The 14,163-nt window shown below is 67.4% G+C and carries 10 protein-coding genes; 4 read left to right on the plus strand and 6 right to left on the minus strand.

Annotated elements, in window-relative coordinates:
• The first annotated feature begins 143 nt into the window (after window positions 1-143).
• Complete coding sequence (locus K1T34_RS07670) at window positions 144-2,246, plus strand: DUF6351 family protein (RefSeq protein WP_220243587.1); 2,103 nt, start codon at window positions 144-146, stop codon at window positions 2,244-2,246.
• 340 nt (window positions 2,247-2,586) lie between these two features.
• Here K1T34_RS07670 and K1T34_RS07675 read toward each other — a convergent pair whose 3' ends face one another.
• On the minus strand, window positions 2,587-4,137 hold the full coding sequence (locus tag K1T34_RS07675) for an alpha/beta hydrolase domain-containing protein (protein WP_220243588.1): 1,551 nt from the start codon (window positions 4,135-4,137) through the stop codon (window positions 2,587-2,589).
• 366 nt (window positions 4,138-4,503) lie between these two features.
• On the opposite strand from K1T34_RS07675, the gene K1T34_RS07680 reads away from it, so the two are divergent.
• Window positions 4,504-6,072 (plus strand): oleate hydratase, encoded by a 1,569-nt coding sequence (locus K1T34_RS07680; protein ID WP_255638385.1) that lies wholly within the window; start codon window positions 4,504-4,506, stop codon window positions 6,070-6,072.
• 132 nt (window positions 6,073-6,204) lie between these two features.
• Window positions 6,205-7,665, plus strand: coding sequence for an alpha/beta hydrolase (locus K1T34_RS07685; protein ID WP_220243590.1), 1,461 nt, complete (start codon window positions 6,205-6,207; stop codon window positions 7,663-7,665).
• Window positions 7,666-7,716: 51 nt separating this feature from the next.
• Here the strand turns inward: K1T34_RS07685 and K1T34_RS07690 are convergent, their stop codons facing one another.
• From K1T34_RS07690 to K1T34_RS07705, 4 genes are all read right to left on the minus strand, one after another.
• Window positions 7,717-8,124 (minus strand): YbjN domain-containing protein, encoded by a 408-nt coding sequence (locus K1T34_RS07690; protein WP_220243591.1) that lies wholly within the window; start codon window positions 8,122-8,124, stop codon window positions 7,717-7,719.
• Window positions 8,125-8,209: 85 nt separating this feature from the next.
• Window positions 8,210-8,758, minus strand: a complete 549-nt coding sequence (locus tag K1T34_RS07695; RefSeq protein ID WP_220243592.1) for a dihydrofolate reductase family protein — start codon at window positions 8,756-8,758, stop codon at window positions 8,210-8,212.
• 46 nt (window positions 8,759-8,804) lie between these two features.
• Entirely contained in the window at window positions 8,805-10,196 is a 1,392-nt protein-coding gene (locus tag K1T34_RS07700; RefSeq protein ID WP_220243593.1) for an aspartate aminotransferase family protein, read from the minus strand.
• A gap of 178 nt (window positions 10,197-10,374) precedes the next feature.
• A complete protein-coding gene (locus tag K1T34_RS07705) occupies window positions 10,375-10,872 on the minus strand; it encodes an Lrp/AsnC family transcriptional regulator (protein WP_220243594.1) in 498 nt (165 codons plus the stop codon).
• 166 nt (window positions 10,873-11,038) lie between these two features.
• On the opposite strand from K1T34_RS07705, the gene K1T34_RS07710 reads away from it, so the two are divergent.
• Window positions 11,039-11,914, plus strand: a complete 876-nt coding sequence (locus K1T34_RS07710) for an amino acid permease (protein ID WP_220243595.1) — start codon at window positions 11,039-11,041, stop codon at window positions 11,912-11,914.
• Window positions 11,915-11,918: 4 nt separating this feature from the next.
• Here K1T34_RS07710 and K1T34_RS07715 read toward each other — a convergent pair whose 3' ends face one another.
• Window positions 11,919-14,147, minus strand: a complete 2,229-nt coding sequence (locus K1T34_RS07715) for an LLM class flavin-dependent oxidoreductase (RefSeq protein ID WP_220243596.1) — start codon at window positions 14,145-14,147, stop codon at window positions 11,919-11,921.
• Window positions 14,148-14,163: the final 16 nt, after the last annotated feature.

A 14,163-nucleotide genomic window follows, 5' to 3' on the forward strand; every position in this document is an offset into this window, starting at 1 on the left:
GAGTTCGCGGTTACCGAAGCTTGATCGGGCAGACCTTGATCAACTGATGCGGCCGAATGTTGTTCTGGCTAAGTAATGCGTGCTATACCCGGCACTTGCGTGGCACCGCACCCGAGCGGTGCCGTGAGCAACGAGGTGCGAAGTTGAGAAACCGTACTTGGCGCTCGACCGCGGTAGTGGCCGCTCTGGCCGTGCCGATCCTCCTCACCACAGCGGCGACCTCGGCCGTCGCGCAACCCGATCACCACTCCCGGTTGGGAATCACGACCGTCTCCAACCCGCGGCCCGATCTGGTCAGCGGAGGCCAGGTCCTGGTCAGAGTCACGCCGCCGGACGCTCGCGCGGCTGTTCGCGTGTCCGCCGGCGGCCACGACGTCACGCGGTCGTTCCACGCCGAGCCCGACGGCAGCCTGCTCGGGCTCGTCACGGGGCTGCGAGACGGCTCGACCGACCTGGTCGCGACTGCCGGACATGATCGCGCGAGCGTGCGCGTGGTGAACCACTCGATCACCGGCCCGGTGTTCTCCGGGGCGCAGCAGAAGCCGTTCTACTGCGAGACCACCGCGTTCGGCCTGCCGCCGGCGACCATGCCGCTGTGCAGCGCGCCAACGCAGGTTACCTACCAGTACAAGAACACCGCGGGCAAGTTCGTGGCGCTGGCCGACCCGGCGAGCCGCCCGGCCGACCTCGCCACCGCGGCCGGCGGCGTGCCCTACATCGTGCGGATCGAACGCGGCACGATCGACCGCGCGGTGTACGAGATCGCCGCGCTGGCTTCCGGGCCGGCCACGCCGTCACCGTTTGTTGCCACTCCGGGCTGGAACGACAAACTGGTCTACACCTTTGGCGGCGGCTGCAACTCCGGCTACCACCAGGGCAATGGCACCGGTGGTGTGGTCAACGACCTGTTCCTCTCGCAGGGCTACGCGGTCGCGTCGTCGAGCCTGAATGTGCTCGACAACAACTGCAGCCCGATCATCTCGGCCGAGGCCGCGATGATGGTGAAGGAACACTTCGTCGAAACCTACGGCCCTGTGCAGCACACCATCGGCTGGGGCGGTTCCGGCGGGGCCATCCAGCAGTACGACATCGCCGAGAACTACCCCGGCATCGTCGACGGCATCATCCCCGGCGTGTCCTTCCCGGACCCGATCACCACGGCCGGCCCGGTGGCGGACTGCCGTTTGCTGAACCGGTACTTCGCCTCTGCCGCGTTTACTGATGCCCAGAAGCTCGCCGTGGCGGGCTGGAACTCGTACTCGAGCTGCCTCTCGTGGGACGCCACCTTCGCCAGCCGCGCGACCGCCACGGACAGCTGCAACTCGGCCATCCCCGTCGACGTGCGCTGGGACCCGGTGACGAACCCGCACGGCGTGATCTGCAATTCGAATGAGCAGTTCGCGAACCAGCTGGGCCGCGACCCGCGCACGGGTTTCGTGCGGAACACGCTGGACAACGTAGGTGTGCAGTACGGGCTGGACGCCTTGAAGGCCGGGAAGATCTCGGCGGCGCAGTTCGTGTCGTTGAACGCGTCGATCGGCGGGTTGGACTACACGGGTAAGCCGGTGGCCGCCCGGTCGTCAGCCGACCCGAAGGCCCTGGATGCTTTGTACCGCGACGACATCTTCAACACGGCGTCGCAGGGCTTGGCGTCGACGCCGATCATCGACCAGCGCACGGACCTCGACCTGGCGGGCGCCGGGAACGACATCCACACTTCGGAGTGGTCGTTCGTGCTGCGGCAGCGGTTGCTGTCCGCGAATGGGACCGCGGCCAACCAGGTGATCATCGCCAACCATCCGACTGGTGCGGAGCAGGCCGCGGCGAGCGCGTATGAGCTGGACGCGATGGACCGTTGGTTGACGGCGATTTCTGCTGACCACTCGAACCGCAATGCCGCTTCGAAGGTCATCGCGGCTCGCCCACACGACCTCTCGGACGGCTGCTACCTCTCAGCGACCCAGCGGGTGCAGGAGAAGCTGACCGACCCGTCGTCGGGCCAGTGCGGTGCGCTGTACCCGGTGGCGGAGAACACCCGGATGGCGGCTGGTGAAGGCTTGGCCATGGATGTGTTGAAGTGCCAGACACGCCCGCTGGACTTCGGCTCCTACCCGGTCAAGTTCACGGCGGCCGAGAAGGCTTCGCTGAAGCAGACCTTCCCGACGGGGGTTTGTGACTACCACCGCGACGGCGTCGGCGAGCGCGAGCCCGCCGGCGTGTGGCGGAACTACGGCAGCCGCGCGTAGGTACTGCTCGAAGACGGCTCCTCGCCAAGGTTCACGCCCTGACGAGGAGCCGTTTTCGTTCGTCGAGCAGGAGTGGGTCAGCCTCACGCAGCCGGCACGGTCCGCCGGCCGGCTTCGACGCCGAGCGTCATGCCATCGGCGACAACGACACCGAGGCCGGCCGCGCCTCGCGGACCGAGCGCGACGTCGGACGCGACGATGGCGTCGGACCTCAAATGCGATGGCAGGCGGCGAAATCCGCGTCACATCGAGCGGACCTACCGTGGGCACAGACGTGTTTGAACGGCTCCTCGCCAGGAATCACACCCCGGCGAGGAGCCGTTTTGTCGGTTGAGCGGTGTCAGAACAGCTTGCGCTTCGCAGCCTGGCTGATCAGCGTGCGACCGTCCTCCTGGAGGAGGAAGTGCTGGGTCTCCAGCCGTTGCACGACATCGGCCACCTGCTGCCGGTAGTCGTTATTGCTGTAATACAACGACTTCAGCTGAGCAGCGTCGAAGTCGCGGTGGGTGCCGTAGAGGACGCAGAAGGAGCTGAGCGGGTTGTCGAGGTTGGCGGGTGAGTTGATGCCGTCGTTGACGCCCGTGGGGACTTCCACGTCGGGCAGGCGGATGCCGCCCTGGGCGAGGCCGTTGGCGTCACGGGCGATACTCGCGGGCGGGCCCGGATCGATCAGAGCCAGCGGCGCAGCGCGGCGAGGCGCAATGCCGCGGCTGACCCATTTGTCGAGCGCGTCGTAGGCGGCGTGGAAGACCGTCCAGGATTCGACCTGGCTCGGGCCGGGGTTGGTGCAGGAGAATGGGGCCTGCTCGCCGAACTCGCGGGACTGGATGGCGCCGAGCGTGGTGCGGAAGTCGTTCGGGTCGGTGCCGGTCGAGTAGGCGGGCACGTGCGAGGCGCCGGCGATTTCCCATGTGCGCAGGGAATCGCTGTCGGGCGCGGTCTTGCTCGGCACGCCGGCGCCGCGGTAGACGTCGTTTTCGGTGTAGACGCGGATGGCCTTGGTGCCGACGCCCTCGCGCGGCGGCAGGGAGCTGTCGGAGAGGGCGAAGAGGAAGCCGTCGTAGACGTGGCGCAGGGGCTGCACCGTGTTGTAGTACACGCCGAGGTAGCGGCCGGACTGCGACGCACCGCCGGCGTACACGCGGTCGATGCCGAGGTCTGCCAGCGGGTTCTTCTTGCCGCGGCCCTTGAGCAGCTGCGCGATCTGCGTGTAGATGTCGAACGACTGCGAGTCGTCGAGCACGGCGCCGCCGTGGGTGACGTCGAGCGAGCCGTAGCGCTGCGGGCTCCACTGCGTGAGGCCGAGGCCGGCGGTCCCGCCTGTGGTGGCGCCGTTGACGCCGACGCGCTGCACCGAAGCACCCACCCACGTCCAGCCGTTGCGGACGTAGTAGTCGGCGCTCGTTCCCCACTCGGTGTCGATGTCGTGCCCGGCGGTCACGTTCTGCCAGTCGACCACCGCGACGCCGGCCGATTTCGCGGGCTTCACCGGGCGCCGCACCACGATCCGGGTCGTGTACGGCGTGGTGCCCAGCGGGGTGGCGACCTGCTTCTGCTCGTCGACGGTCGGGTTCGGGTTGTACCGCGTGGCGGTGCCGGAGATGAAGAACTCTTCCTCCTCGTAGCCGGCCTTCTTCAGGTCGTACGGCGTCGAGTAGAAGACGTAGTCGTGCGCAGAATCCCCAGGTTTGCCCTGCGCGGGGATGGGACCGGTGATCTTCGCCGGGCCGTTGCCCGGAGCGGAGGTCGGGGGCTTCGACGGCGGGGCCTTCGCGGCGGGAGCGGCGGGAGCGGCTGGAGCGGCGAGCGCCGGTGTCGCGGCGAGCAAGAGGGTGAGCGGTGCCAGGAGGATGGTGGTTCGCAGTCTTCGTTGAGTGCGGTTTCCGGACATGTACGTCCCTTCACGAGGGTGACAGCCTCTTTCCGGCGCCAGCCAGTGAACGCCCGCTTAGTCGGCCATGTCAAGAATCTGATTCGGTTTTGACCGGCGGTCACGGCCGCGCCGGCACCGAGACGAGCGGACACCCACCGCCCGGACCGGCGAACACGTTCCGTCACCCGAACAGGTACAGCCCGTCGCAGGGCACGGAACCCCTGTTATGTTTCGAAGGGAAGCGTGCTCACTGCCGAGCCCGATTCCCGCGGCGTTTCCGCCGCCTTCACTGAAAACAATTCAAGTTCCTCCCCGTGACCACAACTGCGGGCGGAAACCTGTCATTTTCCGGGGAGCGCTTGTTCGGAGGAACGGGAGAGCTCTGTGGCAAAGGCATACCTGGTGGGTAGTGGGATTGCGGCGCTGTCCGCAGCGGCTTTTCTGATCCGGGAGGGCGGTTTCTCCGGCTCGGACATCACCATTCTGGAGGAACAGGACCGCACGGGTGGCAGCCTCGACGCTGCGGGTTCACCCGACAGCGGCTACACGATGCGCGGCGGCCGCATGTTCGAGGTCCATTTCGACTGCACCTACGACCTCCTTTCCTCCATCCCTTCCCTCGGCGATCCGAGGAAATCGGTCACCGAGGACACTTTCGAGTTCCACGAACACTTCGCGTGGGACGACCACGCCCGCCTGATCGACAAAGACGGCAAACCCGTCGACGCCCATTCCATGGGATTCTCCGAACGAGAACGCCTCGAGCTCGTCAAGTGCGTGTCGACGCCGGAAAGACTCCTGGACGGCAAGCGGATCTCCGACTGCTTCCACCCCGAATTCTTCACCACGAACTTCTGGTACATGTGGTGCACGACGTTCGCGTTCGAGCCCTGGCACAGCGCGATCGAGTTCCGCCGGTACCTGAACCGGTTCGTCCACCTGTTCAAGACCTTCGACACGATGTCGGGTATCTACCGAACGAAGTTCAACCAGTACGACTCGATCGTGCGTCCCCTGCTGGCCTGGCTCGACGCACAGGGAGTCACCATCCAGCTCGGCACGACCGTCACCGACCTCGCGTTCGCCGCTGGTTCCGAGGTCACCGTCCAGGCACTGCAGTGGACCCGCAAGGGCGCCACCGAGCAGATCGCCCTCGGTCCCGACGACCTCGTCTTCGTCACCAACGGCTCGATGACCGCCGACTCCACGCTGGGCTCGACCACCACACCCCCGGCACTGGACACCACCCGTTCAGCGGGCGCGTGGAAGCTGTGGCGCACGCTGGCGGCCAAGAACGACGGCTTCGGCGACCCGTCGGTGTTCGACTCCAGCATCGACGAGTCGACCTGGACCTCGTTCACCGTCACCACCAAGGATCCGACGTTCTTCACGCTCATGGAAGAGTTCAGCGGCAGCGAAGCCGGCAAGGGCGGCCTGATCACGTTCAAGGACTCCAGCTGGCTGCTGACCATCGTGCTCAACCACCAGCCGCACTTCCACGAACAACCCTCGGACACGTTCGTCTGGTGGGGCTACGCGCTGTTCCCCCACAAGAAGGGCGATCACATCGGCACGACCATGGCCGAGAGCTCCGGGCGCGACATCCTCGCCGAGGTACTCGGCCACCTGCACTTCGACGACGTCCGCGACCGGATCCTCGACAGCTCCATCGTGCTGCCGGCGACCATGCCGTACATCACCAGCCAGTTCCTGGTCCGCAAGGCCGGCGACCGCCCGCAGGTCGTCCCGCCGGGCTCCACCAACCTGGCCTTCATCGGCCAGTACGCCGAAGTCCCGGACGACGTCGTGTTCACCGTCGAGTACTCCGTCCGCACCGCGTGGACGGCCGTCGCCCAGCTCCTGCACCTGGACCGGCAACCACCGGCCGTCTACAAGGGACAGCACAACCCCAAGGTGCTCGTCGAAGCGCTCGAGACGCTGCACCGCCGCTGACGCCCTGGCTCGCCGAGCTCCCCCGGTACGACAGGGGGACTCGGCGAGCCCCTTCTCACCGGGCCGGGACGACGTTCTTCTGGCAAGATCCACGCCCGAACGGTTGATCTTCACCACCGGAAGGCGTGGCGCATGGCCCTGGGCAGAAGGCTGACGGTCGTCACCGCGGCGGTCACCACACTCGCGGCTCTGCTCGCCGCCCCGGCCGGCGCCGCGCGCGAGACCGTCGACTGGAAACCGTGCCCCACCGCCGCCGGCGTCGACTGCGGCACGGTCACCGTCCCGATCGACTGGGCGAATCCCGGCGACGGCACGATCCAGCTCGCCCTCGCGCGGCGCAAGGCCACCGACCCCGCCCACCGCATCGGCTCCATCCTCATGGACCCCGGCGGCCCGGGCGGCGAGGGCGCGGGTGAGGTGCAGGACGGCTGGACCCTGTCGCCCGCCATCACCGCCCGCTTCGACACCGTGGGCTTCGACCCGCGCGGCGTCGGGCAGAGCAGCCCCGTGCGCTGCGGCCTCACCGAGGTGACGGCCCCGAACCCGCAGCTGCCGAAGAGCGTCGCCGAGTTCCGCCAGCTGGCCGCGCGCAACCAGGCTCTCGGCACGAGCTGCGCGAAAACCACCGGGCCGCTCGCCTCGCACGTCGACACCACGAGTGTGGCCCACGACATCGACGCCATCCGCGTCGCGCTCGGCGAAAGCAAGCTGACGTACTACGGCACTTCCTACGGCACGCTCATGGGCCAGGAGTACGCCGAGGCCTACCCGGACCACGTCCGCGCGCTGGTGCTCGACGGGACGATGGACCACTCCGTGCGCAGCACGTGGGAGTTCCTGAGCTCGCAGACTCGCGCGACGCAGGAGATGTTCGGCCAGTTCGTCCACTGGTGCGCCACCACCACGACGTGCGCCTTGCACGGCCAGGACGTCCGCTCGGTCATGGCCCAGCTCTACTCCCGCGCCGAACACGGCACCCTCGGCACTCCCGACGACACGCTCGACCCGGTCGCGCTGATGGGCATGATCACCCACGCCTTCTACGGCCCCGACTGGTCCGGCCTCGCCACGAGCATGGTCAACCTGCGCGACGGCAAACCCGCCGAGTCCGGGTTCGGCGACATCACCGTGCCCACCTCGTTCAGCAGCATCTTCTGCTCCGACTGGCGCCTGCCCGTCAGCGGCTACGGCGAGCTCGAAACCTTCCGCCGCTCGCTGGGCGCGATCGCCCCGGACATCCGGTTCTCACCCCTGGCCTGGACCTCCGCCACCGGCTGCCTCGGCTGGCCCGGCACCGTCCGCGACCCGCAGCGCGCACCCGGCTTCCTGGGCAACCTGCCCGTGCTGCTCCTGAACAGCCGCTACGACCCCGCCACGCCTTACTCCTGGGCCCAGCACGTCGCCCGCCAAACCGGCGCACCCCTCCTGACCTACGACGGCTGGGGCCACAGCGCATACTTCAAGAACAGCGACTGCATGGTGTCCACCACGGACAAGTTCCTCATCGACGGTGTGCTTCCCGCCCGCGGAACCCACTGCGCCGCCGTGACTCCTGGTCCATCGAAGTCCAGAATGGACGGACCTACCTACTGAACCGAGAAGGGCCTCCCAGGTTTCCTTGGGAGGCCCTTCTTCGATTGCCGGTCAGTAATCGTCACGTCCGGTGAACTGCTGCTCCAGCAACTCCGCCGACCCGGCCACCAGCTCCAGCGGGTCCGTGAACTCGTTGATGTCGAGGTTCACCAACGGCAACGAATGCCGCAGGACAACGTGCTCCCCCATCACCACGATCCCCCCGACCACGAGCGTGTGCCCCACCTCGGTCAGCACGTCGAGCAGGTCCACCTCGTCCACCCGCGCGAACGGCGTCGCGATCTGCACCCAGTCTTCCTTCTTGTCGAAGACCTCGTGCGCGACCACCACCACCTGCGCGCGCCCGGTCGTCTCCGCATCCTCCCCGAACGCCATGCGAATCCGCACCTCGTCGGGCTCCTCCCGGATCACCCGGTACTCCTGCCTCATGAACGCGACCAGATCGGCCCATCCCGCCACGCGGCTTCCTCCGTTTCGTGAGCGAACAGGGGGAAGCGTAGTGAAGGTCCGACGGTCGGGCTGGGAGTGTCTCCAATGTCCGTTTCTAGGCTGAGCGCTTCGGCTCGTACTTCATCGCGACCGCACCGGACTCGAACTCCGCCCGGTCCACCAGCCGCAGGTCGAGGTACTCGGGCAGCCCTGCGAACAACGTCGGCCCGTGGCCCGCCACGCGAGGATGTACGACGAACTCGTACTCGTCGATCAACCCCAGCTCTGCCAGTGCCATCGGCAGCTTCACGCCACCCGTGTAGATCCCTTCGCCCGGCTCTGCTTTGAGACGCCGGACTGCCTCACCCAGATCCCCGCGCACAAGCTCGGCGTTCCAGTCCACCTGCTCCAGTGTGCCCGACACGACGTACTTCTTCGCCGCACCGATCGTCTCCGCAAACGGCAACATCCACTCCGGCATCGCCGGATCCGGCTCCCGCCAGGCGGCTTCCATCATCTCGTAGATCACCCGCCCGAAGAGCAGCGCATCCGCCCGCGCGATGACCCCAGTCGCATGCCGATGGATCTCCTCATCGGGCGTACCCGCCCGATGATCACAACACCCGTCGAGGGTGATGTTGATCGAATACCTCAAAGGCCTCATCACGACAACCTACCCCCGGCCGACCCAGACGAGCGCGTAGTTTCTTCTAAAGAAGCTTCCAAGCCCCTGTCAAAGTCTCGCGGAGGATTTGTTCCATCTCGTCGAATTCCTTCTGACCGCAGATCAGCGGCGGAGACAACTGGATGACTGGCTCAGCGCGGTCGTCGGCACGGCAGTAAAGGCCTGCTTCGAAGAGGGCGTCGGAGAGGTAGCCTCGCAGGACCCGTTCGGATTCCTCCGACGTGAAGGTTTCCTTCGTGGCCTTGTCCTTCACCAGCTCGATCCCATAAAAGAACCCCGCACCTCGGACATCACCGACGATCGGGAGATCCAGCAGCCGGTCAAGCGTGGAACGGAAAGCTGATTCCTGAGCAAGGACATGACCGTAAATGCCCTCACGTTCGATCAGATCCAGGTTGGCCAACGCCACAGCACACGAAACCGGATGGCCACCATAAGTGGAGCCATGCATGAACGTCGTCGACCCGGTCTCAAACGGCTCCATCAACCGGTCACTCACGAGCACCGCACCCAGCGGAGCATAACCGGACGTGAGCCCCTTGGCCGTGGTGATGATGTCGGGCTGATATCCATACCGCTTGGCCGCGAAGTCATACCCGACCCGGCCGAACGCACAAATCACCTCATCCGAAACCAGCAACACATCATGTCGGTCACAGATCTCTCGAACCCGCTCGAAGTACCCGGGCGGGGGGACAAAACAACCACCGGTGTTCTGCACCGGCTCGAGGAACACCGCGGCAACCGTATCCGCACCTTCGAACTCGATGGCCTGCTCGATCTGATCAGCCGCCCACCGACCATAAGCCTCGTAGTCATCAGCATGCTCAGGAGCACGGTAGAAGTTCGTATTGGGCACCCGCAACGTACTAGGCACCAACGGTTCGAAGTCCGCCTTCGCACCAGGAATGCCGGTGATCGACAACGCCCCCTGGGAAGTGCCGTGATACGCGAGCGCGCGGCTGATCACCTTGTGCTTGGTCGGCTTGCCGACGATCTTGAAGTACTGCTTGGCCAGCTTCCAAGCCGTCTCCACGGACTCACCACCGCTGACGGTGAAGAAGACCCGGTTCAGATCCCCGGGCGCGGCAGCCGTGAGACGCTCGGCCAACTCGATCGCCGGCGGGTGAGCGTGACCCCACAGCGGGAAGTACGCGAGTTGCTTCGTCTGCCGGGCCGCCGCTTCCGCAAGCTCGTCACGGCCGTGACCGACCTGGACGGCAAACAGACCGGCGAGCCCGTCGAGGTAACGCTTGCCGCGGGAGTCCCAGATGTACGCACCTTCCCCACGCACGATCACGGGGACCTCCGAGGACTCGAAGCCCGAGTGGCGCGTGAAGTGCAGCCAGAGATTCTCGCGCGCGGACTCGGCCAGGCCGGTCGCGGCGGCGGCGTTGGGTTCGGCGGTGGTGGTCATGGCTCCTCGCAAGCGGACCTCGAAGTACCGGGCACGCATGGCGGTGCGAACCGGCCGGACCTATTCGTTATCGCACGAGTTGACCATTGGATGCAAGCGGATCAGTCGCCAAGAAGACCAATGTCGACTAATTCTAGGCCACCTACAACGCCAGACCTTCGGATTTAGTCGTCCGAGATCAGCGAGTGCCCCACTGGTACGACTGCTTGCGCAGCTTCAGGTACACGAGCGTCTCCGCGGTGCGGACGCCCGGGAGCGTGCGGATGCGGTTGGAGATCAAGTCCAGCAGGGCCTCGTCGTCGGCGCACACGGCTTCGCACAGCACGTCGAAGCGGCCGGCGCAGAGCACGACGTAGTCGATTTCCGCCATCTCCGCGAGCGCGTCCGCGACGGGCTCGAGCGGGCCGTCCACGGTGATCGCCACCATGGCCTGACGCAAAAGCCCTACCTGCAAGGGATCCGACACCGCGACGATCTGGATCACCCCGGAATCGGACAGGCGCTGCACGCGCTGGCGCACCGCGGCCTCCGACAGGCCGACGGCCTTGCCGATCGTCGCGTAGGCGCGGCGGCCGTCCTCCTGAAGCTGAGCGATGATCTTCTTCGAGATGTCGTCGATCACCGGCGGCGCGGGCCGGGGGTGGTTCGGTTCCTGGCTGGTCACCCCCCGGATCATCCCCGACCCGCCCGACGCCCGGCAAGCCAGTGCGTGAGCCGTTTAACGCGACCGTCCACAGTGCGACAGGCGACGGATTTAGTCGTCTTGACGGCGTTGACAACACCGAATCAGTGCTGTTCCATCCGTCGAAACATTGCGCCGCCGACGGAGGGACATCGCCCCAATGCCCCCTGATCCGGCTCTCGCCGAGTCCACCACGACGGCCGATTACCTCGCCCCGATCGTGCACCTCGACCCCTCGCCGGCCGGCGCCGCGGTGATGCTGGCGTCGACTGTCATGGGGCTGGCGAACCTGCGCTCCAACGCGTGGATCACCGGCGTGTTCCTCGCCATCGAGCTCATCGCCGTGGTGGTCGTGTCGGTGCTCGGGTTCGCGCACGCCGACCGCTCGCCCGCGGTGCTGTGGACGCTCGGCATCAGCGCGCTCGTCATCCTCGTCCCCGTCGTCGCCATCACGCTCGCCGACACCGGCTCCCTGGGCGACGTCGACCTCACCGCCCTGGTCGTGAGCCGGAGCGGCTCGACGCTCGGCACCGTCATCAGCCTCTGCATCGCCGCCGCGATCGTGAACGCGGTGATCGTGATGGTCATCCAGAACTCGCGCGTGCTCTACGCGTCGGGCCGCGACCGCGCCTGGCCGGACCCGGTGAACCGTGCCCTGAGCGTGGTCAGCTCCCGCTTCGGCTCGCCGTGGGTCGCGACGCTCGTGGTGGGCCTGTCGGAGGCTGTGCTGTGTTTCGTCCCGGTCGAGACGCTGAGCGGCGTCACGGGTGTCGCCGTGGTCGCGCTCTACCTGGCCATCGCGATCACCGTGCTCGGCGCCCGCCGCGCTGCCCACCGCGGCCCGCACGTCTGGCGGATGCCGGGCTGGCCCGTGATCCCGGTGGTCGTGGTGCTGGCACTGGGGTACGTGCTCGTCGAGCAGACCGCGCTGGACCTGGGCATCACGGCCGCTGTGCTCGTGGTGTCGGGCGTGTACTGGCTTTGCTACCTGCGTCGGCGTTCCGGCCGGTGGCTGGTGACGGTTCCCGGCCACTGACCCGTCAGGTGATCGGGAAGTTCCGGTTGAAGACGCCGTCCGGGTCCCATTCCGCCTTGAGCGCGCGCAGTTTCGTGAGCACCGGCTCGGGGAACGCGTCGAGGAGGCGTTCGGGGCGGGTGTCCGTCTCGAAGCTCAGGTACATGCCGTCCAAGTGCGCGCGGAAGCCGTCCCAGTGGCGGTCCATCCTCTCGCGCAACGCGGGGGCGGTAGTAGCCAGCACGGAGAAGTTCTGCGTGCGGTGCGAGTAGGCCATGGCGTCGGCCGGCTGGTCGTTCACCGCGCCGCCGGCGGAGCGGAACTGGACCATGAGGATGTCACCCGAAGCCAGGAGATCGGCGGCGGCGTTCGCGACCGGCGAGGTCACGTGCGTGAGCAGACCGCTGCGGGTGTCGGACAGGCCTTGGCCGTGGTGCGGACTGTGGTGGGCCACCATGATCGCCGCGTACGGCACGAGTTGCGCCTGCTGTGCGAGCACCGGGCCGACGTCGAGGAAACGGCTGAAGACCTCCTGTGCGGCTTCGACGTCGTCGTTGGAGTAGATCAGGGTGATCTGCGCGGTGGGCGCGCCTCGGCGGCGCCCGGGCAGCAGAGCCAGGAAGCTGCTCAGCTCGCGCGGCGCGTTCTCGACGGTCGTGGCCCAGGCTTCCAGCAGGCCCGCGGTGTCGGTCGCGTCCACGGTGAGGTTGGCGAACGCGACATTGTCCACTTCGTACGCTTCGAGCTCGAACGCCGTGACCACACCGAAGTTGCCGCCCGCGCCGCGGAGGGCCCAGAACAGGTCCGGGTAGTGGGCGGCATCCACGCGCAGCACCCGACCGTCGGCGACCACCAGCTCGGCCGCGACGACGTGGTCGATGGTGAGCCCGTACTTCCGCGCCAGGTACCCGAGACCGCCGGCGGTGGCGAGGCCGCCGACCCCGACGTCGCCGTAGTCACCGGAGCTCATCGCGAGGCCTTCACGCGCCAGCACCTGCGCGACGTCGCCCCACCGCGCGCCCGGCTCGAGGCGCACCAAGCGTTTCGCGCGATCCAGGACCTCGACGGCGTTCATGCGGCCCAGGTCGAGCACGATCCCGCGGTCGAGCGTCGACCGACCACTGATGCCGTGGCCACCGCTGCGCACGGCCAACGTCAGGTTTTGCCTACGCGCGAAGGCCAGTGTGTCCACCACGTCCTGTGTGGACCGAGCGCGGACCACCAGGCTCGGCGACCCCGTGCGCACATACGTGTGCCGCACCTGCTCGTACGCGGAATCCCCCGGCTCTACAGCCTTGCCCGCCAACGATGACGGCATCGCGTCGTAGTCCACCCCGTGGTGCCGCTGAGCCAACGCAGCCGCCGAGCGCACCCCACTGCGTTCCTTCTCCACGGCCTCCCGCACCGCCGGCACGACCTCCTCGCCGAGGATCCGCATCACGCGCGGATCGTCACCCCCGAAGAGGAAGCCGGTGATGCCGACGTCGAGGATCAGCGGCAGCAGCTCGTCGACCCACTGTTCGGGCGGCCCCTGCAGAAACCCTTGCCGTGTGGGCGAGAAGCCGACGTTCATCACGTTCAGCAGCCGCCGCACCGCCGCCGGGTCGCGCCCGGCTTCGGCGGCGGCGTGGTCGATGCGCTTGATCGCCTCGGTGAGGCCGGGGTTCCGGAGGTACTCGTAGGTGGGCAGCCAGCCGTCGGCCGCGCGGCCGGTGAGGGCGAGCATGCGTGGCTGGTACGCGCCGAGCCAGATGCCGATGTCGTGCGCCGGCCGCGGACCGCGCTTGAGGCCCGGGACCTGGTAGTGCTTGCCGTCGTGGCGCAGCGGGCCGGAAGCGCCGGTGTCCCAGATACCGCGCATGACGTCGATGGCCTCCGTCAGCGCCTCGATCGACTCGCCCGTGCTGCGGCGCTGGCCGGTCATCCGGAACGCGGCGTCGGCGAACGCACCCGCGCCCAGCCCCAGCTCGAAACGCCCACCGGACAACAAGTCCAACGACGCCGCCGCCTTCGCCAGCACCTGCGGCGGGCGCAGCGGCAGGTTGGTGACGTTCGCCGCGACCCGCAGCTTCGTCGTCCTCGCCGCGAGCCAGGTCAGCAGCGTTTGCGTGTCGAGGTGGCCGGCGTTGTAGGGGTGGTCCTGCACGGTCACCAGGTCCAGCCCCGCGCGTTCGGTCTCGATCGCCAGGTCGACGACATGCTCGGGGTGGTGCGCGTCGGGCGTCAGAAAGGTCCCGAACAGCAGGTCGTGCATGGGTTGCCGCCTTCTC

The organism is Amycolatopsis sp. DSM 110486, from assembly GCF_019468465.1.
Classification (GTDB): domain Bacteria; phylum Actinomycetota; class Actinomycetes; order Mycobacteriales; family Pseudonocardiaceae; genus Amycolatopsis.

Bases quoted from the DNA above. Each gene is read 5' to 3' on its own strand.
- K1T34_RS07700 (WP_220243593.1), bottom strand. From the start codon at position 10,196: ATGACCACCACCGCCGAACCCAACGCCGCCGCCGCGACCGGCCTGGCC.
- K1T34_RS07710 (WP_220243595.1), top strand. From the start codon at position 11,039: ATGCCCCCTGATCCGGCTCTCGCCGAGTCCACCACGACGGCCGATTAC.
- K1T34_RS07715 (WP_220243596.1), bottom strand. From the start codon at position 14,147: ATGCACGACCTGCTGTTCGGGACCTTTCTGACGCCCGACGCGCACCAC.
- K1T34_RS07675 (WP_220243588.1), bottom strand. From the start codon at position 4,137: ATGTCCGGAAACCGCACTCAACGAAGACTGCGAACCACCATCCTCCTG.
- K1T34_RS07695 (WP_220243592.1), bottom strand. From the start codon at position 8,758: ATGAGGCCTTTGAGGTATTCGATCAACATCACCCTCGACGGGTGTTGT.
- K1T34_RS07705 (WP_220243594.1), bottom strand. From the start codon at position 10,872: ATGATCCGGGGGGTGACCAGCCAGGAACCGAACCACCCCCGGCCCGCG.
- K1T34_RS07685 (WP_220243590.1), top strand. From the start codon at position 6,205: ATGGCCCTGGGCAGAAGGCTGACGGTCGTCACCGCGGCGGTCACCACA.